The following is a 22,242-nucleotide window of genomic DNA, read 5'->3' on the forward strand; positions in this document are numbered from 1 at the left end:
CTCGCCTCACCATAATTGCGGTGGTGACTGTCGTGGGGAAAGATTCACCGAACTTTAGGCAGCAACGCAGGAAATTGCGCGCGGTCGGTCGCCGGTGCGCTAAGAACACTAACAACCACGCGAGAACACTTTGATGTCGTCACCTGTTTCCAACAAGATCGCGCTCTTCATCGACGGAGCCAATCTTTACGCTACCGCAAAGACGCTGGGCTTCGACATCGATTACAAGCGCCTTCTCAAGGAATTCCAGAGCCGGGGCACGCTGCTGCGCGCGTTCTACTACACGGCGATCATCGAGGATCAGGAGTATTCGTCGATCCGTCCGCTGATCGACTGGCTCGACTACAACGGCTACACCGTCGTTACCAAGGCGACCAAGGAATTCATCGACGCCAGCGGCCGCCGCAAGGTCAAGGGCAACATGGACATCGAGCTCGCCGTCGATGCCATGGAACTGGCCGAACATGTCGACCAGATCATCCTGTTTTCCGGCGACGGCGACTTCCGTTCGCTGGTCGAAGCGGTGCAGCGCCGCGGCGTCCGCGTCACGGTCATCTCCACCATCGCCAGCCAGCCGCCAATGATCGCCGACGAATTGCGCCGCCAGGCCGACGTCTTCACCGATCTCGTGGAGCTGCAATCCAAGCTCGGCCGCGACCCCTCCGAGCGTCCGGCGCCGCGCGAGCCGCGCCATCACGCCCCGCAATTCCTGCAGCGCGCGCCCACCACCGTGGCGGCGCCACGGGGAGCCGATGACGATTTCGACGAGTAGTCTCGTCACCGCTGCCACCGCACCCGATCGCAATTGCCAGCTCTGTCCACGGCTGGCCGACTTCCGCGCGCAGACCCGCGCGCGGGAGCCGGGCTGGTTCAACGCGCCGGTCGAATCATTCGGCGACGCCAACGCGCGCCTGCTGATCGTCGGACTTGCACCGGGCATGCAGGGCGCCAACCGCACCGGCCGCCCCTTCACCGGCGACTACGCCGGCGACCTGCTCTACGCGACCTTGCTCGAATATGGCTTCGCCAGCGGCGTCTATCAGGCGCGGCCGGACGACGGAATGAAGCTGGTCGATTGCCGGATCAGCAACGCAGTGCGCTGCGTGCCGCCGCAGAACAAGCCGCTGCCTGTCGAGATCAACACCTGCCGGCAATTCCTCGCCGCGACCATCGCCGCGATGGAGCGCGTGAGCGCGATCGTGCTGCTCGGCCGCATCGCCCACGAATCAACGTTGAGGGCACTCGGGATTCGGTTGGCCGCTGCGCCCTTTAAGCACGGCGCCATGCATATAGCCGGCCCGTACAAGCTCTACGACAGCTACCATTGCTCGCGCTACAACACGAACACGGGCGTGCTGACGACCGACATGTTCCGCAGTGTGTTCGCTACCGTACGGAAGGACCTCGGCTAGGTCTTTTTCGGCTAAGTTTTTTGTGGATTGCGCTTCAGCCAATCCAGCACGTCGCCCGCATTCCGGTCGGGCGGAAACACCGGATAGAACACGTGCGTGATGCGCGCGTCGTCGATAACAAGCGCGAGCCGCTTGATCAGCGTCAGCCCCGCAACCGACATCGTCGGCAGCTTCAACGCACGCGTCAGTTGCAACGCCTCGTCCGACAGCACCGGGAACGGCAGATGCAGCCGCGACGCCATCTCGGTCTGGTAGTCATTGCTCTGCGTCGACAGGCCGAACACCTGGGCCGCGCCGGCCGCCTTCAGCTCGGCGAACAGGTCGCGGAATGCGCAGGTCTGCGGCGTGCAGCCGCGCGCACCGGGGATCATGTCCCAATCATCGACCAGCCCGATCTTGCCGGGCTCGCCGGTCCGCGGATAGCCGAACACGACGGTGCGGCCCTTGAACTCGGATAACGTCACTGACGTGTCGTTCGTCGCCCGCAGCGCGACCGCCGGAATTGTCATGCCCGTCAGATGCGCCGCGCTGCCGTCATCGGAAGGCGCCGGAATCTTGCTCCAGTCGACATCGGTCAGGCTCGATTGAGTCATGTCATGCTCCAGGAAGCAGCGAATAGGGAGTGGCGAATAGCGAATGGATGAGTTCGGAACGAGCCGTCTTGCCCTATTCGCAATTCGCCACTCCCTACTCGCCCCCAATCACCCCCGCGCCCGCAACAGGCGGCCCTTTTCGCGGCTCCAGTCGCGCTTCTTCTCGGACTCGCGCTTGTCGTGCAGCTTCTTGCCCTTGGCGACCGCAAGCAGAAGTTTGGCACGGCCGCGCTCGTTGAAGTACAGCTTTAGCGGAATGAGGGTCATGCCCTCGCGGTCGACCGCGCCAAGCAGCTTGTTGATCTGCTTGCGATGCAACAGCAGCTTCCGCGGCCGCTTCGGCTCATGGTTGAAGCGGTTGCCCTGCAGATATTCAGGGATATTGGCGTTGATCAGCCATATCTCGCCGTTCTTGGAGTCCGCATAGGACTCCGCGATCGTGCTCTTGCCGAGGCGGATCGACTTGACCTCGGTCCCGGTCAGCGAAATGCCGGCCTCGACCGTGTCCTCGATTGCGTAGTTGAAGCGGGCCTTTCGGTTTTCAGCGACAACCTTGATCGGGCGTTCGTTTTTGTCAGCTGCCACTTTAGCTCTTCTTGAGGAGGTCGCGGATTTCCGTCAGCAGCACAACCTCCGCCGAAGGCTTCGGCGGAGCGGCGGGCGCGGCCTCATCCTTGCGCTTCAGCGTATTCATGGCCCTGATGATCATGAACAGCACGAAGGCAATGATGAGGAAGTTGAACGTAAGCGTCAGAAAGTTGCCCCAAGCCAGCACCGCGCCCTGCTTCTTCGCGTCGGCGAGATTGGTCGCGTTGACGGCCTTGGAAAGCCCGGTGAAATAGTTCGAGAAATCGAGACCGCCGGTGATCGAGCCGATAATCGGCATGATGATGTCGCCGACCAGCGACGTCACGATCGCGCCGAACGCCGCGCCGATGATGACGCCAACGGCGAGATCGACGACATTGCCCTTCATGGCGAATTCGCGGAATTCCTTAAGCATCCCCATCCCCTTCTGTTCGACGTTGCGCAGTGTCGTTCACGGCCGTTCTCGACGTGCTCAGTTCGTTCAGTTGATCAGGCCGGCATGCACCATGGCGCTGCGGACGGCCGCGCGGGTGGATTCGCTGACGGGCACCATCGGCAGGCGCAGCTTCTCGTCGAGCTTGCCGAGCAGCGACATCGCGTATTTCACCGGCGCCGGGTTGCTCTCGATGAACAGGTTGGTGTGCAGCGGCATCAGCTTGTCGTGGATCTTCAGCGCCGTGGTGACGTCGCCCTTCTGCCAGGCAATCTGGAATTCCGAGCACAGCCTTGGTGCGACGTTCGAGGTCACCGAGATGCAGCCATGGCCGCCATGCGCCATATAGCCGATGATGGTCGCATCCTCGCCCGACATCTGGTTGAAGTCCTCGCCCATCGCCGCACGCTGCTGCGACACCCGCACCATGCTGGCGGTGGCGTCCTTGACGCCGGCGATGTTCTTCAGCTCGAACAGCCGCGCCATGGTGTCGACCGACATGTCGATCACCGAGCGCGGCGGGATGTTGTAGATGATGATCGGAATCCCGATCGCGTCGTTGATCGCCTTGAAGTGCTGGTACATGCCTTCTTGCGTCGGCTTGTTGTAGTACGGCGTCACCACCAGCACCGCGTCCGCCCCGGCCTTCTCGGCATGCTCGGCCAATTCGATTGCTTCCTTGGTCGAGTTCGAGCCGGCGCCGGCGATCACGGGCACCCGGCCCTTGGCCTCGGCGATGCACCATTCGACCACCCGCTTGTGCTCGTCATGGCTGAGCGTGGGGCTCTCGCCGGTGGTGCCGACCGGGACGAGGCCGTGCGTGCCCTCCGCGATCTGCCAGTTCACCAGGCCGCGGAACGCCGCCTCGTCCACCGAGCCGTTCTTGAAGGGCGTCACCAAGGCAGTGAACGACCCCCGGAATTTTGTCTTGGCTGCCATGGACTTCCTCCAAACGCTTCAGGCTTAAGGCCAGGTCGACTGAGCTTTCTTCGCGGCGTGCTGTCGTAACGCCATGAAAGACCATTCATATCGGGTCTGGCGTACCGGCGAAAGGGCCGCACTGTGGCTATTCCCAGCGGTATTCGTTCGCTGGAAACACCGTTCCCAGCCGCGATTTTGCCGTTGTGCTGGCGCAAACAGCCGCAGCAGCGACGTTCTTAGTATTTTGTCTACATTTTCAATCAAATAAGAACTGATGGCCCGAACGACCAGTTGATTCGGGGCCGCAGAGGACCGCCGTGATCCGTTCCTTCAGCGCAGGTACATTGCGATCGACGGCGCTGGCCACCAGCCTGGCGCTTGTGATTGGTTTTGCCGTCATCGCGGCCGATGCCTGGGCCGCTGCGGACGTTCCAGTCCCAGACCCCGTTGCCCAAAGCGCGGCTCCCAAGGCCGCCGCGGCCAGGAATACTGTCGCCAAGACAACCCCGGCCAAGAATACTACAGGCAAGAATACTGCAGCCAAGAATACTGCGGCCAAGGATACCGCAGCCAAGACGGCCGCTGCAAAGAGCGACGCTGCCAAATCCGGCGCGCCAAAGCCTGCTTCCGCCAAAAAAGACGCTACGAAAACTGACACTAAGACTGGTGCTACCAAGACCGACGCAACCAAGACCGGCACTCCGAAAGCAGGCGCTCCGAAGGCTAACGCCGCCAAGACCACCCCTTCCAAAACCACCGGAACCCTGCCGACCAAGCCTGCCCCCGCGAGTGCCGTCGCGCCCGCGTTGCTGCCTGCGACACGCCAGCACGCCGCACCGGCAGTGCGCAAGCCGGTGACGCCGGCGGCGGTGGCCGCGACGTCATCGACCTCGCAAGAGGACAAGGACGCACTCGAGAACGTCGTCGAGCTCCTGCGCAAGCGCAAGCCTGATGACGCCACCCAGACCGAGGCATCGATCTCCGATCCGGTCGCGCGCAAGCTCGCGGAATGGCTGATCCTGCGCAGCGACAACAACGGCGCCTCCGTCGAGCGCTACCGCAGCTTCCTCGACGCCAATCCGAGCTGGCCGTCGCAGATCTTCCTGCGCCGCCGCATCGAGGCGGCGCTGTGGGACGACCACCGCGACGATTCCGCGGTCTGGACCTGGTTCCAGAATGAATCGCCGGTCTCGGCCAAAGGCCGCTTCGCGCTCGCCAAGGCGATGATCGCGCGCGGCGACCGTGCCAATGCCGAGCGGCTGGTGCGCGAGGCCTGGCGCAACGACACGATGGGCGAGGACACCGAGAGCACCGCGCTCGATCTGTTCGGATCCTTCCTCACGGCCGGCGACCACAAGGCGCGCATGGACACCATGCTGTACGGCACCGACAACGAGGCCGCGGGCATGCGCGCGGCCAAGCGCCTCGGCTCCGGTTATGTGGCGCTGGCGAAGGCGCGGATCGGCGCCAACCGCAAGGAGTCGAACCTGCGCGCGCTGGTCGAGGCCGTGCCGCGCGAGCTGTCCGGCGACCCCGGCTATCTGTTCGCGAAGATCCAGCTGCTGCGCCGCGAGGAGAAATTCGCGGAAGCCGCACAACTGATGCTGAGCGCACCAAAGGAGGCCGCGCGCCTCTTCAACGTCGACGAATGGTGGGTCGAGCGCCGGCTGCTGGCGCGCAAGATGATCGACGTCAACGAATTCCGCACCGCCTATCTCATCGCGCGCGATGCGGCTCTTCCCGCCCGCGACATCTACAAGACCGAGCAGGAATTCACCTCGGGCTGGATCGCGCTGCGCTTCCTCAACGATCCGGCGCTGGCCGAGCAGCACTTCGCCCGGATTGGCGTCGGCAGCACCAACCCGACGGCGCTGGCGCGCGGCGGCTACTGGCAGGGTCGCGCAGCGGAAGCCGCCGGCCGCGGCCAGGAGGCCCGCGCGGCCTATGGGCGCGCGGCCGAGCAGTCGACCAGCTATTACGGCCAGCTCGCGCGCGCCAAGCTCGGCCTGCCGCAGATCGAGCTGAACGGTGCGCCGCGCGGCCGCGGCGCCGAGCGGCTGGAGATCGTGCGCGCGGTGGCGCTGCTCTATGAAATCGACGAGCGCGAGCTTGCGATCCCGATCTTCAGCGACATGGGCGACAATGGCGATCCGGAAGCGCTCGCAGGCCTTGGCGAACTGACGGCGCGCAACACCGATGCGCGCGGCATGCTGCTGATGGGCAAGTCCGCGCTCAATCGCGGACTGCCGTTCGACCACTACGCCTATCCGGTCAACGGTATTCCGGCCTTCAAGCAGGTCGGGCCGGAGGTCGAACCGAGCATTGTCTACGCCATTGCGCGCCAGGAGAGCGCGTTCAATCCGGCCGTGGTGTCGCCGGCCCAAGCCTATGGGCTGATGCAGGTGACGCCGGAGGCCGGCCGCTACGTCTGCAAGCGCGCCGGCATCGGCTTCGACCTCAACCGGATGAAGACCGACCCGGTCTACAACGCGACGCTCGGCGCGGCCGAGCTCGGCGGCCTGCTCGAGGACTATCGCGGTTCCTACATCCTGACCTTTGCCGCCTACAATGCCGGCCGCGGCAGCGTGAGGAAGTGGATTGAGCGCTACGGCGATCCGCGCGATCCCAAGGTCGATGCGGTCGACTGGGTCGAGCTGATTCCCTTCTCGGAGACGCGCAACTACGTCCAGCGGATCATGGAGAACCTGCAGGTCTATCGCGCGCGCTTCGGCGGCGGGACCAAGCTGCAGATCGAGGCCGACCTGCGGCGCGGCAGCAGCGTCGAATGAGCTGCCGCGGGCGGTTTTCAACAGGCAAGTGACCGGCAGATCGAAGGCGGACGCGGCAGGTGGCCACATAAGCCTTTGTTACATATGGTATTTCCATGAATTCAAACGCCCGCCGACCGCGGAATCCGGGCCTAAAATAAAGGCTGACGGCCGGTTTGCTGCCGCTCCCGCCGCCTGAACCCCGGCATGAGACCGCCTTGCCATCAAATCACCTTGCCACAATCTGAATCTGACGCTTGCGGCTCGGCCCCCTCTCGGGCATATCGGCGCCACCGGAGATGTGGCCGAGTGGCTGAAGGCGGCGGTTTGCTAAACCGTTATAGGCTTGTAAAGGCCTATCGAGGGTTCGAATCCCTCCGTCTCCGCCAGCACCTTTGAAATTATTGTAGATTTCTAAATTTGTGTGCTGGACCCACTTTTCTCCCCAGACACGCAAGAGCTCGCGCGAACGGCCCTAGCGGGGCCACCGCCCCCCTCCCAGATAACCGCCCAACATGCCAAAGCTGAAGTGCGATGCGTCCGCCGGCCGAGTGCACCGCATCCGCCATTCTCTTCCACGCGCGTTCCAACCGCGAGGCGACACAATGACTGAGTTCGCCCGCCTATTGCCCCGATATCGGGACTCAACTCGCGCACGAGGCGACGTGGTCGCTCGCTCTCCTTGTCACATCGCTAAGCCTCGGCGAGACGGCGTTCCGAAAGGAAGTTGTTCGCGCCACTCATGTCCTCAAGGTAAAACGGCTCCGAAAAGTAGAAGCCCTGAGCTTGCCGGATACTCGTAGCAGCCTGCAGATATGCGAGCTCTTCGAAGGTCTCCACGCCTTCGGCGACGATCGTCATGTTCAAGGCAAATCCAAGCGAATTGATCGCGCGCAGGATGCTCTGGTTGCGCGGCCGCCGGTGTATGCCCGAGATGAATGAGCGATCGACCTTAATTTCATCTGCGGTAATATCGGCAAGCGCGCTCAACGAGGAATACCCAGTTCCAAAATCGTCAATTGAAACACGGATGCCAATGTCTCGGAGAATCGGGACGATCACCGATTGAAATGCTCCCTTCGGTATGAATGAGTCTTCCGTCAGTTCCAGTATAATTCGATCAGGGACCTTGCTATCCCTTATCGCGCGCGTGAAGGGCAGCATGAACTCCAGATCGTTGGCAAGCGTCGCTGCCACATTGATGCTGACGGTCGTGCCGGACCCGAAAGCCGCGTCGAGCTGATCGACCGATTTGATCACTATGTCCAAAACGCAATTGGTAATCTGATCGATCAACCCCAGCTCAGTCGCGAGTCCGATGAACTCATCCGGCAAATGAATTTCGCCGTCATCATCCCGCAAGCGAACCAGAGCCTCAAAGCCGACTACCCGCCGCTCCATGATATCAACCTTGGGCTGAAACGCGCAGCAAAATCTCCGATCTCTGACGGCGCGCCGGAGGCGTTGTTCGGCCTCCATCCGTGCAGTGGCCGCCTGCATCATGTTGATATCAAAAAATACCACCTCCCCCTTGGCGGACTGCTTGGCCTGGAACATCGCGTTATCAGCATTCCTTCGCAGATCCTCATAGCTGCGACCATGCTCCGGATAAACGCTCACACCAATGCAACACGAACAGAATAGTTCGTGTTCCTCCATCAGGAACGGATGCTTTAACTCATTGCGAACTCGCTCCACTATTGGCTCGATCTGTTGCATGCCTTCGAACGGCTCAAGTAGCAAAAGGAACTCATTCGCGTTGAGACGCGCCAGCATGTCGCTACGGCGAATTTTGCTTACTATCCGCTGACTGATTTTGACCAACAAAGCGTCGGCCACGTTGCGGCCATAGCGGTCGTTGAAATACTCCAAATTGCCAATATCGATGCGTGCGATCGCGAAACATCGTCCACCGATGTCATCTCGGATCATCGCGTCAATATATTCAATGGCCGCCTCGCCGCTGGGAAGGCCAGTCAACTCATCGTGCGACTTTTGAGCAACCCTCGATTTAGCCAAGACCGGCGACGGCGTCGGACTTTCCTTTCTCCCGGTGGTCTGAGCGGGTCTAAGGCCGGGTGCCTGAGACTGTGGTGACATCCTGCTCCAGTTGACAAAGCGATTTCGTCCGGACGTTTTGGCCGCGTACAACGCCTCGTCCGCCCGTTTTACCATGTCGGCGATTTCGCAGCCAACATCGGTGAGCGATGCTATTCCTATGCTGACGGTCACCCGTTCCCCGTTCGGTAACCAAGTCGCAACGCCGGAGATCGCCAGTCGAATTTCATCGGCCAATCGTTCGACATCCTGTTCGGCAGATATGCCGGATAGAATGCAGAATTCTTCTCCTCCGTAGCGGCCGACCAGATTCCCTTCTCCGCAGATCTGCTTCATCACGTCCACCAGGCCAATAAGAACCCTATCGCCCGTGACGTGGCCGAAGCGGTCGTTGATACTCTTGAAGTGATCCGCATCGAGCATGAGAAAGGATAGCCGCTGGCTTTGGCGGCGGGCATTCTGAAGCGCAACCTCTGCCTCTGCGAAGAAAGTCCGCCGATTCAGGCATCCCGTCAACGGATCGCTTGTTGCCAGTCGTTGCAGCTGCTGGTTTTGCTCCGAAATCTTCAGTTGAGAAATATGCAAATGGTCGATTGAAATATGAAGCTGCTCGTTGGTCTGATGAAGAACGGTGACGTCATCAAATGTTGCAATTACTCCACGGACCGTGCCTCTTCCGTCCAGGATCCGCGTCGCGTTTACCAGGAGCCGGCGTTGATTCCCGAAGCGGTCATGGATACCCATGGATACGCCCAAAACCGGCTTCTCGTCGCGCATCGCAGCTCGCCAGGGAAGCTCCGGTGCTTGCGTGCCCTCGTCCGCCAGCAGCCACGGCAGTTCGCTTGCGTCAATGCCGAGAAGGCCTTCGGGGATGGTATAGATGTTTTTGACAAATGCCTCGTTCACAAGCAGTACATATTCCCGTTCGTCCATTATGAGTACGCCTTCAGCAAGCGTGTCGAAGGCCTCCTTGACCCGTTCCGGTATCGCGCGGCCGGGATCCAATTCGCGAAGCGATCGCTTCAAGACGAAATAATAGCCGGCGAAGCCCGCGATGCCGATGAAGCCGATAAACGGCATTATGGCTCGTGGCACCCCAAGAATATTTTCTTTCGTATCGAGCGGTCGAAAAACGATCTCGATCCCGCCCTGCGGCGCGTCGGCGTCCCGCAATGGTACCAACATGTGAGTAGCCGTGGATTTTCCGTCCGCGGGCTCGATCCAATAAACATCATGACCACCTGCTTCGACGAGCAGTTTGCCATCTGCGCCGCGAATGGCGATCGACAGAATCTCGGGGTTGCGGCTGATCACAGACTCCATCGTTTCCTTGATCGCAACGGTGTCATTTCGCCCTGCCAGATTCGCGAGCTGAATGGCCAGATTTTCGGAAATCCGGCCCCTTGCCTCCAAAGCCGCGCCGGCTCCATTTGGAACCAGCCCAAACGAAACGGCGATGAAAATGAGACTCATCGTTAGCGAGAGCAGCCCTACGCTGATCTGAAACGTCGGCGTGATGAATCTCTTCATGCTCCGGAATCGCGGACACGATGGTTGAATTTGCGGGCGTCATCGAACATGAGGTCCACCCTTGAGTGTTGCTGAGACTCGGCGTTCTTGCGCCTCGGTTGGAGGACGACCATCAGAGGGTCGAATCCGCGCCAGAGCGGCATGGAGGACAGTAGCGCGCTTAGCAGCGCGCCTCCTCGGAGAAGCCAGCCCACAAATCCGGCGGTTAGTGCAATGCTGGTCACGGCGATCACCTTGACCGGATCTGCGCGCATACTGAGTTTCGAATTTCGTACTTCGGACAACTCTCGGTCCAATGCCTGAAACAGCGCGCTTTGGTTGAGTTTCGACAGGGCGAAGTCGATCAGGCCGGCAGGCTTCTTTTGAGCGGCTGCAGCCGCACAAGGTTGCGTTCGCTGCTTCGATGAGAGGTCCGTGGCGTAACCCCAGGTGTTGCCCTGTGCTCCGTCGGATTCCCCGATATTCTCGCCGGGGCAAGCAGCCGTCGCGGGCGGATTTGAAGTCGCCGCCATGTAAGGCGATTGACCTGCAAACGGAACTGCCACCGGCCCGTTCAAGCTGATCTGCGGTTGGTCAACCCTCACAGGTCCCACGTCGGGCCCGGCGGCTGGGCCGGTCGGTTTGGCAGGTGAAGCAGCGACCGCTGGCTTGCCGTTGCCACCATTGCCGGTGTTGACACTGCCGGAAGAATTTCCAAGCCCGGAAAGTACGCTGGTGTCGCCGGCTTTTTGCGGGTCTTTCACCGACATGCCTGGGATCCATTGCGACGGCGTGTCGGTCAACGATCCCCGCAGCGGGGCGATGACCCAGGTTCCTGGGTTGGTGCTTACCACCGTGTAATTAGAATTGGTAAGCGCCCCCGTTACGTTCAGCGAGTATTGACCGACCTTGCTGCTATCGGTGACGCCAAACGAGTTGCGGAGTCCGGTCAGCACACTGACGTTCTGGCCGCTCTGCAAGCCTGTTGCCGAAAGACCGGGATTCGCCGGCGACGAACCGAGTGTCGAGCTTCCCCCATTCGCCGTGACGCTGACCGGTGCCGGGTTGACGGTCCAGGTTGCAGCGTTGCTGTTGGCAACGACATAGTTGCCGTTGGTAAGCAAGCCGGCGACGCTCAACGTGTAGCTGCCGGCATTGGTCACGTTGGTGATACCAAAGGAGTTGCTGAGCCCGGTCAACACGCTGACGTTCTGGCCGTTCTGCAGCCCGGTCGCGGACAGACCGGGGTTGGTCGATGAGGCGCCGTAGGTCGAGGTCCCCCCATTCGCCGTGACACTGACCGGCGCCGGATTGACGGTCCAGGTCGCAGCGTTGCTGTTGGCAACGATATAGTTGCCGTTGGTAAGCGAACCGGCGACGCTTAACGTGTAGCTGCCGGCATTGGTGGCGCCGGTGATACCAAAGGAGTTGCTCAGCCCAGTCAGCACGCTGACGTTCTGGCCGTTCTGCAGCCCGGTCGCGGACAGACCGGAATTGGTCGATGAGGCGCCGTAGGTCGAGGTCCCCCCATTCACGGTGACGCTGACCGGTGCCGGATTGACGGTCCAAGTTGCAGCGTTGCTGTTGGCAACGACATAGTTGCTGTTTGTAAGCGAACCGGCGACGCTTAACGTGTAGCTGCCGGCATTAGTGGTGCCGGTGATTCCGAAGGAGTTGCTGAGCCCCGTCAACACGCTGACGTTCTGGCCATTCTGCAGCCCGGCCGCGGACAGACCGGGATTGGTCGATGAGGCGCCGTAGGTCGAGGTCCCCCCATTCGCCGTGACGCTGACCGGTGCCGGATTGACGGTCAGAAGTCCGCTGGCATAGCCGATGGTGTAATTCGAAAGTCCGGTGCCGAGCGCGCTCGAAGCTGTAATCGCATAGGGCCCGCCGGCAACGTTCGCCGCGGCGGTCGAGCCGGAACTGCTCAGTGTCGCGCTTGTAGCGGTGTCACCGTTCACCAGGCCGCTTGTCGTAAATGCCGTCGTCCCTAACAAGGCGACGGCACCGTAGGTCTTCGACTGGTTTGAAGCTGTGATCATCAGTGGCCGGAGCGCGACATTGAGCGTCTCGTTGACGAACCGAAGTGAATAGCCGCTTTGCACGGCCAGCGTTCCCTGAGCGATATAGGCCGGGGCTGAGGCGCCTGCCGGGCTGATGGACGATAATGTCGTATCGACAACAGGCGCACCGGTGAAATAGGTCGAACAGTTCGCGGCGCACAGCACATTGCCGAGTGTATCGGTGACCTTATAAGTGAAGCTCGGGGCGTTTCCGTAAACCGGGTTGCCAAAACTCGCGTCGGTTGCGGTGATCACGACGGTGGTGGTCGGAGATGATGACGGCCCCGGAACTTGCCAGTTCAGGAGAGGATATCGTCCGGAAGCTGCGGTCCAGAACGAGGGGCTTAGGCCTGCTGGCAATGAGCCATTCTGGAATATTGACGTCGTCAACCCTGTCACGCCGGCCGAAGAGCCACTGCCGACGCCAGATGACAGCCCGGTCGTCTGCGTGTCGAAATACGACTGGCTGATGGTTCCGCCGCCAGAGTTCGTACCGACAAGCCCGCCGATACCGGAGAGCAATCCGTTCACCGCGCCCGTGGCGTCGGAACTTGCGATGCTTCCGTTGTTGAAGCCAACGAGACCACCGGCGGTGCCAAGCAGAGAGGTTTGAACCGTGCTGGTCGCGTAGGAATTGCTGATAGCGCCGCCGGCGCCGTTCCGCCCCACAAGCCCGCCGACATTGGACAAAACGCCGCCCAAGAGGCCACCACTGACTGCGCCGGTGACAAAGGACCCACTAATCGTACCGCCAGAATTCACCCCGGCCAGACCGCCGACATTGGTAAATCCAGTCACGGACGCATTCACCACGCCGACGTTACTGATCGACCCGCCGTTGACATCACCAAACAACCCGACGTCACCGGTCAAACCGCGATTGATGGTGAGATTGGAGATGGTCTGCCCCAGTCCATCAAACCTGCCGGTAAAGCCGGCACCACCGGTGCCCAGCGGCGCGAAGCCGGCGCCTGCATTCCAACCGGCTGTCACCGTCGCATCGATATTGGTGCCGAGCGCGTAGTTTGCAGCGAGATTGTTGGTGATGTTCTGAAGATCATAGATGCTGTTGACCAGCATCCAGGGCCTGAGCGTTGCTGCGCTGACGAAATTCGACCAGGTTTCCGCAGCCGGCGTCCCGGTGTAACTCGTCGCATTCACGGTCCCCGCCGCAGCGTTCGTGCCGCCGCTGGCGGGGGTTCGGTTGGACGCAGGGTTGTAGTAGAGATCGACGCTGCCTGACGGCAGGCTGACCTGGGTGCCGCCGGAGAAATTGATCGTGCCTGTTCCGGTGCCGCCCGAATCGGCCCGCAGCGTCAGGCTTGCGCCCGATCCGGTCCCGGTGATCGAAGCGCCCGAAGCGAAGTTGATGCTGCCCGCGGCTTTGAGTGTCAGGTTGCTGTTGCTTGACCAGGCAATCTGCGCATTTGACATCAGGTTGATGTCGCCGGTGGCCCCGTTTGCGCCGGTCGCATTGTTCGTGTCCACGGTGACATTGGACACCGCGAGCTGGGTCGAGAGGAACTGCGCGGTGAACGTGTCGGGGCCGTTGAGCGCCTTGTTTCCGGTCAGGGTCGTCTGGTCGATAATGTTTACCGTTCCGGGATCGAACAGGATGCTTCCCATCTTCCCGTTTGCGGCTGAGAGATTCGCGAGCGGGGTCTTCGTGTAGTCACCGGTCAGATCGAGTGACGACTTTCCGGACACTTCAACCTGACCACCATTGCCGCTCAGCGGACCGCCGCGCGCGGTGATATACCCGGCAAACGTGGTGGTGCCGTCGGCCCAGACCGTGACGTTGCCGCCATTGCCGTCGACGGTCGCATCGGCCCTGATCGTGCTGTTTGAATCGACCGTCGTGCTCGACGCAGCTTGCAGGCCGCCACTCCCCTGTGGGCCGCCACCGATCAATACCGTCCCGCCGCCGGCGCCGCCGGAGACATCGACGATTGCGCCCCTCAGCGCTATGTTGCGCCCGGTGACGATGATTGAACCGCCATTGACACGCTTTCCGGCGGTCGCGAGGAGCTTCCCGGAGACTGTGACATTGCCGCCCGCACCGCCCCCGAGCGTGATATTGCCGCTATGGCCTGAAACGGACCGCGCCGACAATGAACCGGATATATTGACGGCGTCGCGCACCGCCTGTTGCGCGGTCGCGGCCTTGATCGCGATGCTTCCGCCAACCGCGTTGATGCGTCCGGCGACGTCGACCAACGCTCGGCCGTCGGCGGCGACGGCATTGGTCGGGATCGCTACCTGTAGAAACCCGTCTCCCGTCAGGTCGATCGTGGCTTGCTCGCCCGAACCCAGGCCTACTCGGCCGAGCGGAACGATGATCGTGCCGGCGTTCGACACGGTGCCGCCGATGAGACCGACAAATCCGCCCGGCGCACTCGAGATGGTTCCGGCATTTCTGACACTCGCCGACGCGCCATTCCCGCTGAAGAGGAAGTTGCCGGCATTGAAGTCGGCGTTTGTGATGCCGAGCGTGGACGCGATGAAGCCGCCGCCGACCTGTACCGACCCGGTCGACGTGATGGCAATGCCGTTGGGATTGACGAGGAAAACCTGCCCGTTTGCCGTGATCTGACCGGCGATGGTCGAAGGCGTCGAGCCGGTTACGCGATTGAGAACGGCGGACGACGAATTCGGCTGCAGGAAATTGACGCTATTGGCCTGACCAACGGAAAAACTGTTCCAGTCGATGACGGCTTTTGATGAAGTCTGGGTGATCGTAAGCGCGCCTCCCGAGGGAGCTCCGATTTTCGCCTGCCCGGATGCAACCGCTGCACCCTGCGGCAGGATGCCTTGCGCGCGCGAGACGCTCAATGTTGCCGAAGCCAATGTCACCGATGCAATGACGCCTAACGCTTGACGCATCATCGACTCACGGACAACCCGGCAGAAATTCTTGCACGCTACACACATCAGAACGTCACCATGGCATTCACATTCGCCCGCCAACCCTGGCGCAAGCCCACAAGGTCGGTGAATTGCCGCGCCAGCTCGAGACCAAAACCCAGGCCTGGCTGGCCAGCCGCAACGTCGATGGTGCTGCGGACACCAAGTCCAACCGCGCCGGCGTTGATCGTCGATTGTTCGACGGCCGTGACGTCGAACAGCCAGCCGCGCCCAATCGAGCCGAACACATAGGGTGAGACGGTTGCGCCGACGGAGTCGAACCGCGCTGCGATTGGGCGCACCAGTTCGCCGCGAAGCGTCGCGCCCTGATCGACGTTGAACGTTCCGGCAGAAAAAGCGGAAACCGCCTCGGTGCCGTCAAGCGCGAACTGCTCCGAGCGCAACATCGGTCGGCCGTTGGAAAACTGCCCGGATCCGATCAGGTCGAGGCGCAGATCGGCCAGAAGCGGCTGCGACACGCGAACATTTCCTGTGATCTTGGTAAAATCCGGACCGGCTCCCGCTCGTGACAAGGGAACACCGGATGCAACGGCGTCGACCCCGGTACGGCCGCCAAGCCCCTGGGAGAGAACGGCGCCGAGCTGTAGCCCGGCGCCCCAGGGCAGAGTCGTGTTGTAGTCGGGGCCACCCCTGATGACACCATAACGATCGTTGTTGAGGGTGACACCGAACGTGGGCGCCGCGAGTTGTTGCGTCACATACTCGACCGATGCGTTGACGTTCAGTGATGAATTGCGGGTCCAGACCACTGGATCATGCAATCGAAGTGCGTAGCGCTCGAATGTTCCGATCGAAGCCGGCACGCCCGGTGCCTGCGGTGCTTGCGTTTTGGAGTAGGTATATTCCGGATTGAGGGTGAGGCCGTTGGTACCCAGCGGAATGACGGCGCCGCCGCCGACGACCGTCAGCGGCGAGCGCCCGGCGACCGCGGCACTCAAATCCGCGCCCGATCCTGCGGTGCCATAGATCTGCTCGCCAAAGCCGAGCGCGTCGTTGGCCGCGACAGTGCCGCGCAATTGCCACGTCCCGAGCGAACGGCTGAGACGATCGTCGGTGCCTAGCGACCCCGTGACAAGATCGTGCACGCCTTCGAGAAGGAGCCTGGTGCCGCCGTCGCTGGTACCGCGCCTCAGCGTGCTTTTCAATTTGAGGCCGGGTATATCGCCCGCAACGAGCAGGCCGCGCTCGATGGCGTCACGCTTGAGGTGGCGAAGACCGACAAGGAAGTCGAGACGCGCCGCGACCAGTCGAGTGACGCGTTCAGGAACGCCCATCACATCGATACTCTCGATGAAGCCATCGACAACGACGATCACGAGCGGACCGCGATCGACGAGCTTCTGAGGTGGAACGACCACTCGGGCGAGCATGTACCCCGCCTGGGCATAGAGCTGCTCGATCGACTGCGCAAATGCGTAAATCTGCGCGACGGAGACCCGCTTGCCGCTGATTTCGCGGACCTTTGCCGCCGTCAGCGGAGCAAGCTCGGCAAACCCGCCGTCCAGCCGCACATCGCCAACCAAAATATCAAGCTGTTCGGCGCCGGCGGGCGCCGTCAAGGCGGACTGCCCGGACAGGGCAATTCCCGGATCGCGCCCGCCGGAATCGGGGCGAAGGCTCTGCGGTGTCACCTGACTGGGAGCCGCTACCTGGGCACGGCCCATGGTCGGCGCGGCAACCAGCAAAATTCCCGTTGCGATGAGGTCCAGAAACGCGCGCGCATAGATCAGGCGCGCCTTTGGCTTTCGGCGCCGGCTGTTGAGAGGATGGCAGAGCCCAGCTCCTGTCCTTCGGCGACGCGTCGACACAAATAAATCCCGCCTTGGCAACTCGAATGTCTACATTTCATCGAGTTTCTCAAAGCAGGATGAAGACTAGCTATATGCTTGCCCCTACGGAGATGGTTGGGACGAAAGCATTCTATGACCAAATAAAACTTTATGGGGATATAGAAATGGAGCCGATTGGCGGATTGCCGCGAACCAAATACAGGTATTTTGACTGGCGTCGACCGGTCGATCTGCGACCCGATGCAAACGTTATAAAACCGCCCAACTTTGGCAGCGCTTCGCTGCTGACATCGAGCGTGGGCGCAACCACGACGCTCTCCGTCCAATGCAGGACCCCCCTTGGTGACGCGATGAGCGAAGGAACTCCGTTCGAAACAACGAGAAACAGCTGATGCTCAAAGCAAGACTCAAGCAGATCTCCATACTCATCATCGCGACCGCGATCAGCACATCGACGGCATCAGCGGAGTCGCCGTCGATCCCAGGCGATGGCGGTGTCCCCGCGTTCTACACCTGGACCGACAAGGTGCCACCCACGCCCGGACAGATGCTGCGCACTGAGCCGTTGACGGCTACTCAAAGCCTCACTGAGGCCGGGCAGAACATCCGGATCCTGTACACGTCGACCGACAGCATCGACAACCACACACCGATCGTCGTGTCCGGTGCGCTGTTCGTGCCGAAGGGGACGCCGCCACTAGGCGGCTGGCCGCTGATGGCGTGGGCGCACGGCACGGTCGGTAGCGCCGACGTATGCGCACCGTCGTTCACGAGCCGCAGCGGACGCGACTCGCGCTACCTGAATCACTGGCTCGCGCAGGGTTACGCAGTCGTCGCGACCGACTATCAGGGGCTTGGGACACCCGGCCTGCATCCGTACGGGCTCACGCGTCCGCTGGCGTATGGCGTTCTCGACAGCATTCGTGCGGTGATGCAGGGCAGCTTCGACGTGTCGACGCGAGTCGTCGTCTTCGGGCAGTCGCAAGGCGGTCGCGCTGCTTTCGCGACGGCCGTCTATGCGAAGACCTATGCGCCCGAATTGAACATCGTCGGCGTGGTCACGACCGGTACACCATACGCGGCCGTCCACGATCAGGATGACGAAGAGCTGGCGAACGCGCGCAAGTCGGTCGTCCCGACCTTCGCGTACGACGTGCTACGGATCAGTACCGCAGCAATGCTCGATCCGTCGTTCGTCCCCGCCGACTACGTTGACGACCGCGCTATACCCGCGTTCGAACTCAGTCAGCGCGCGTGTCTGCGTGCGATCGAGCAGAAGATCGTCGCGGATGGGCTCACGTTCGACAGCAGCTTCAAGCGCTCGCCGAAGTCCGCGCTCGGTGCGATCAACCGCGAAGCAGCGTATCCGACACTGCAGTCGGACATTCCAATCTTCGTCGGTACGGGTGGCAAGGATCGCGATGTATTCGTGCCGGGCCAAGTCGCGCTCGTAAACAATGCCTGCAAGGCCGGCGACCGGATCGAATGGCATTTGTATCCGGAGCTCGACCATTCCGGAACCGTCAACGGGTCGCTTCCCGATTCCACGCAGTTTGTCGCGAGAGCATTTGCAGGCGAGCATATCGACGGCAATTGCAAATCCCTGCCAAAGTTTCAGCAGGAGTAAAGTCGGCTTCGCGGAGTGGGAGATTGACCCCGTCCTGCCTCCACACACCCGCAGTGAAGCAGCGGGTCCCGCAACTGCTCAGAGGATCAACTCGCCTCTGGTTTAAGCAACGCGGTCCCGCAATGCTGACTCCGCCCCCAAAAGCAAGGTGGCATCGATCTGCTCCGGAGCCATTGGGCGTCCGAACAGAAAACCCTGCACGAGGTCGCATCCAAGTTCCTGGAGCAGCAAATGGTGAGCCGAGGTTTCGACACCCTCCGCCACGACCCGCAGTCCGCAGGCCTGCACCAGCGCGATCATGCCGCTAAGGATCTCGCGCTGCTTTTCGTGCGGGGCGAGAAAGCTGCGATCGATCTTGACGACGCTGCAGGACAAGCGGCGCAAATATCCGATATTGGCGTAGCCTGAGCCGAAATCGTCCAGCCACAGCGCGACGCCGAGCACCTTGAGATCGCGCAGGCAGTTTTCAACAACATTCGATTTTTGCAGGTGAACGCCTTCGGTCAATTCCAACACCAGGCGATTGGGAGCAAGGCCGGACTCGCCGAGAATCCGCGCGACTGTTGCGGCAAAGGCGGGCTGAGACAGGTTGAGCGGCGACAGATTGACGCTCACCTGAACAGGTTCGCGCCAGCGCGAAGCTTGCCGGCAGGCGCTCAACAGCACCCACTCGGTCAGCGGGCCGATGAGGCCGCTGTTTTCCGCGACGGGAATAAACTCCATTGGCGACACGCTGCCTCGGATTGGATCGCTCCAACGCGCCAAGGCCTCGACAGCGATCGGCCGTCGCGTAACGGTGTCGTAAATCGGCTGATAACAGAGATGAATGTGGCCTTCATGGAGGGCGGTCCGAAGATCGTTAGCAAGTACGGCGATCCGGCTCTGCTCCTCGTTCGCAAGCGGAGCGCTTCCCTTGCGGCTCGCGGCAGCTTTGTCCCGCAATTCAACCGCGAGACGTTCGAGTTCTTCGTCGTACAGCAGGGGGACACCAACTCCGCTATATTTCGCGGCGTAAAGCGCCTTGTCGGCTAACAGAAGCAGCGGTCCGGCGGCATCGGCGTGCGTGGGTGCGCAAGCGATCCCGATGCTGACGCCGATCTTGGCCTCGCCGAACGTGCCGAGTGAGTGCGTTTCGCTTAGCCGCGAGGTGACGCGCTGCGCGGTCTTGATCGCCTCGACTGCCGAGGTGTTGGGCAGGACGATTGCAAACTCATCTCCGCCCAAACGGGCCGCGGTGGCGTCCTGCCCGATGCATTTCAACAACCGGCCCGCGACCTCCTGCAGCAGGACGTCGCCCGCGGCGTGGCCCAGCCGGTCGTTCACATCCTTGAAGCCGTCGAGATCAAGGCAAAGCAGAGCGCAATCGACGCCGCACCTGGCCTGGTCAATCGCTTCATCGAGCCGCGAGTTGAACAGCAGGCGGTTGGGAAGCTTGGTGAGGCCGTCATGCTGAGCGAGATACTCGATCTGCGCCTCGGCGCGGCGGCGTTCGGTGATATCCTCGTAGGTGCAAACCCATCCACCATCCTCCAAGGGCTGGTGCGAGATTGCGATCAACCGTTCGCCGCCGAGTTCCTGCAAGAAAGTTCCCTTCTGCCGCTTATCGATGAAGGCCTTGCGGAGCGAATAGATGTCGTTCACCGAACGGCCCGGGTAGTTGCCGATCGCGCAGCTATAGGCGAGCACGTCATAGAAGCTGATGCCGATCGGCAGCTTCGCCATCTCCTGATTGTAAATCTTGCAGAACTGCTCATTGACGAGTTGCAGCCTGTCCTGGGCGTCGTACAGGCAGATGCCCTGCGGCATCGTGGCGATGGCGCGTTCGAAACGATGGCGGAACGCTCCCGGACGGGCGAAGCGCCAAGATAGGTCATAGCGAACAGCGGCAACCAATTGCGCCAGTTGGCGTTGAGCGCCAGGCGCTGCCGGCAGATAGTCCACAATGCGGCGCCACATACTCACGCGGTCACTCTACTCAGTGCCATCAGAACTTCATCGATCAGATCATAGGAGTCTAAGTACCACGTTAAAAAACCGTGCAATTTCCGCTGTTTCAACGGATTGGCGCCAGTGACGATCACACGCAGCCTGACGATCCCCCGCCAATCCCGACGCAGATGGCACGGATTGCGTGCGTCTCGTCATTCACGAGACGTATTCAGCCTCGCGATGTTTCAGAGGTCGACGTCCAGCAGACCCAGGATATATCCGAGCGTGAAATCCAATCCGATCGCGCCTACCAGTATCGCCAGAATCAGCATCTTCTCGGTCATGACCGCCTCCATGCGCCAGCATGAACTGTCCGGCTATTATGGTTAATGAAGCGTTGCCGGGGCTTGAGTGCGACCGGCCGCCGCTTCGGCTGAAATCAACCGCCCCAGCCGGTGGACCGGTCGAAATTTCTATTTTCTCCCCGAGGGATAGGCTTCCAGCCGAGAGAGTTCGATCCATCCCGGCGGCGCTGCATCCTGGCTCGCTCGCAGGATGACACGTTGACGCATACGGGTGCGGTCGCGGCGTCAGCGGCAACAAGTCCCTGGCGTGACCAACAAACCCACGATGACAGGTAGCGGCTACCGGTCCGCATGGGCCGATTGGCCAATCGGACCCAATATCCATTCCCTGAACGCCGCGACCTTCGGAAGCGCCTGCTTGTTGTCGGGAGAGACGAGGTAGTACGCGAACTCCTCCATCTGCGTCGTTTCCAAAAGCTGGATCAGCGCGCCGCTGCCGATTTCATTCGCAACCATCGCCGCCGGCAGCAGGCCTGCACCCTGCCCCGACAAGACCGCGGTCAGGAGAAGGCCCGTATCGTCGAATGACGGCCCGCGCGGCGCGCGCACCTCCACGACGCCGTTGGTCTGAAACCACAGGCTCCAGCCCTTGCGATCGGCGTCATGGACCTGCGGCCAGCGCGCGAGATCGGCTGATGATGTCGGCCGTCCGAGGCGCGCGACGAGCGACGGCGCCGCAACCACCACCATCTCGACTGTGACCACGCGGTCGCTGCGCAGACCGGGATAGCGGCCGAGACCATGACGAACCGCGACATCGACGCCACTTCGTGAAAAATCCACCAGCGCGCCGCTGGTGACGATCTGCAGATCGATCTCGGGATGTATGGTCTGAAACGACGCCATGCGCGGCACCAGCCAGGCTGATGCGAAGAACGGCGTGACGCTGACCGTGAGCACGCCGGCGTCGGTCGACGCTGCGACGCGGCGCGATGCCTCCGCGATCTGGCGAAATGCATTGCGGATCGACGGCAGATAGTCGCGCCCGACATCGGTGAGATAGATGCCGCGCGGCACGCGCTCGAACAGTTTTACGCCGAGATGCAATTCGAGCGTCTTCAGCATCTGGCTAACGGCGCCGGGTGTCACGCAGAGCTCCTCGGCGGCGAGCTTCACCGAGAGATGTCGGGCGGCGGACTCGAACGCTTTCAGCGCGTTCAGGGGCGGAAGCTTATGGCTCATGATTTAGATTTTCTAATCTAATAGAAGGAGAAATTCTGGTTTGTGAACTCATGAATACCAGTGCTTTATTAGCATA

The 22,242-nt window shown here is 61.5% G+C and carries 13 protein-coding genes and 1 tRNA gene; 5 read left to right on the forward strand and 9 right to left on the reverse strand.

The window, feature by feature from the left end; translation table 11 throughout:
* Positions 1-133: 133 nt before the first annotated feature.
* Together UP09_RS33415 and UP09_RS33420 are read left to right on the forward strand one after the other, a co-directional pair.
* Positions 134-772, forward strand: coding sequence for a LabA-like NYN domain-containing protein (locus UP09_RS33415; protein ID WP_044542539.1), 639 nt, complete (start codon positions 134-136; stop codon positions 770-772).
* The gene (locus UP09_RS33420; RefSeq protein WP_044542540.1) at positions 753-1,412 is read left to right on the forward strand and encodes a uracil-DNA glycosylase; all 660 of its coding nucleotides are present in this window, start codon (positions 753-755) and stop codon (positions 1,410-1,412) included. The genes UP09_RS33415 and UP09_RS33420 overlap by 20 nt, the downstream gene beginning before the upstream one ends.
* Positions 1,413-1,423: 11 nt before the next feature.
* Here UP09_RS33420 and UP09_RS33425 read toward each other — a convergent pair whose 3' ends face one another.
* The 4 genes from UP09_RS33425 to dapA all read right to left on the reverse strand — a co-directional run bounded on the left by UP09_RS33425 (position 1,424) and on the right by dapA (position 3,965).
* The gene (locus UP09_RS33425) at positions 1,424-2,005 is read right to left on the reverse strand and encodes a peroxiredoxin (protein ID WP_044542541.1); all 582 of its coding nucleotides are present in this window, start codon (positions 2,003-2,005) and stop codon (positions 1,424-1,426) included.
* A 108-nt stretch (positions 2,006-2,113) separates the two neighbouring features.
* Positions 2,114-2,590 carry an SsrA-binding protein SmpB gene (gene smpB / locus UP09_RS33430; protein ID WP_044542542.1) on the reverse strand — a complete coding sequence of 159 codons (477 nt, stop codon included), beginning with the start codon at positions 2,588-2,590 and terminating at the stop codon, positions 2,114-2,116.
* Position 2,591: 1 nt separating this feature from the next.
* Complete coding sequence (gene mscL, locus UP09_RS33435) at positions 2,592-3,008, reverse strand: large conductance mechanosensitive channel protein MscL (RefSeq protein ID WP_044542750.1); 417 nt, start codon at positions 3,006-3,008, stop codon at positions 2,592-2,594.
* A gap of 66 nt (positions 3,009-3,074) precedes the next feature.
* The gene (gene dapA / locus UP09_RS33440) at positions 3,075-3,965 is read right to left on the reverse strand and encodes a 4-hydroxy-tetrahydrodipicolinate synthase (RefSeq protein WP_044542543.1); all 891 of its coding nucleotides are present in this window, start codon (positions 3,963-3,965) and stop codon (positions 3,075-3,077) included.
* A 302-nt stretch (positions 3,966-4,267) separates the two neighbouring features.
* Between dapA and UP09_RS33445 the strand changes: the two genes are divergently transcribed.
* Together UP09_RS33445 and UP09_RS33450 are read left to right on the forward strand one after the other, a co-directional pair.
* A complete protein-coding gene (locus UP09_RS33445; RefSeq protein WP_245302346.1) occupies positions 4,268-6,736 on the forward strand; it encodes a transglycosylase SLT domain-containing protein in 2,469 nt (822 codons plus the stop codon).
* A gap of 274 nt (positions 6,737-7,010) precedes the next feature.
* Positions 7,011-7,104, forward strand: a tRNA-Ser gene (locus UP09_RS33450).
* Positions 7,105-7,408: 304 nt separating this feature from the next.
* Here the strand turns inward: UP09_RS33450 and UP09_RS36535 are convergent.
* The 3 genes from UP09_RS36535 to UP09_RS33465 are packed head-to-tail and all read right to left on the reverse strand — an operon-like array spanning position 7,409 to position 17,081.
* Complete coding sequence (locus tag UP09_RS36535) at positions 7,409-10,303, reverse strand: bifunctional diguanylate cyclase/phosphodiesterase (protein ID WP_052833285.1); 2,895 nt, start codon at positions 10,301-10,303, stop codon at positions 7,409-7,411.
* Positions 10,300-15,234 (reverse strand): beta strand repeat-containing protein, encoded by a 4,935-nt coding sequence (locus UP09_RS36540; RefSeq protein ID WP_210166775.1) that lies wholly within the window; start codon positions 15,232-15,234, stop codon positions 10,300-10,302. Before UP09_RS36540 ends, UP09_RS36535 begins: the two co-directional genes overlap by 4 nt.
* Positions 15,235-15,278: 44 nt before the next feature.
* Positions 15,279-17,081 (reverse strand): ShlB/FhaC/HecB family hemolysin secretion/activation protein, encoded by a 1,803-nt coding sequence (locus UP09_RS33465; RefSeq protein WP_156164899.1) that lies wholly within the window; start codon positions 17,079-17,081, stop codon positions 15,279-15,281.
* Between the two features lie 373 nt (positions 17,082-17,454).
* On the opposite strand from UP09_RS33465, the gene UP09_RS33470 reads away from it, so the two are divergent.
* Positions 17,455-18,690 carry an alpha/beta hydrolase gene (locus UP09_RS33470; protein WP_044542546.1) on the forward strand — a complete coding sequence of 412 codons (1,236 nt, stop codon included), beginning with the start codon at positions 17,455-17,457 and terminating at the stop codon, positions 18,688-18,690.
* A 102-nt stretch (positions 18,691-18,792) separates the two neighbouring features.
* Here UP09_RS33470 and UP09_RS33475 read toward each other — a convergent pair whose 3' ends face one another.
* Both UP09_RS33475 and gcvA read right to left on the reverse strand, forming a co-directional pair.
* Complete coding sequence (locus tag UP09_RS33475) at positions 18,793-20,646, reverse strand: putative bifunctional diguanylate cyclase/phosphodiesterase (RefSeq protein WP_052833287.1); 1,854 nt, start codon at positions 20,644-20,646, stop codon at positions 18,793-18,795.
* Between the two features lie 617 nt (positions 20,647-21,263).
* Positions 21,264-22,166, reverse strand: a complete 903-nt coding sequence (gene gcvA / locus UP09_RS33480) for a transcriptional regulator GcvA (RefSeq protein WP_044542547.1) — start codon at positions 22,164-22,166, stop codon at positions 21,264-21,266.
* Positions 22,167-22,242: the final 76 nt, after the last annotated feature.

The sequence above is a fragment of the Bradyrhizobium sp. LTSP885 genome (assembly GCF_000938305.1).
Classification (GTDB): Bacteria; Pseudomonadota; Alphaproteobacteria; order Rhizobiales; family Xanthobacteraceae; genus Bradyrhizobium.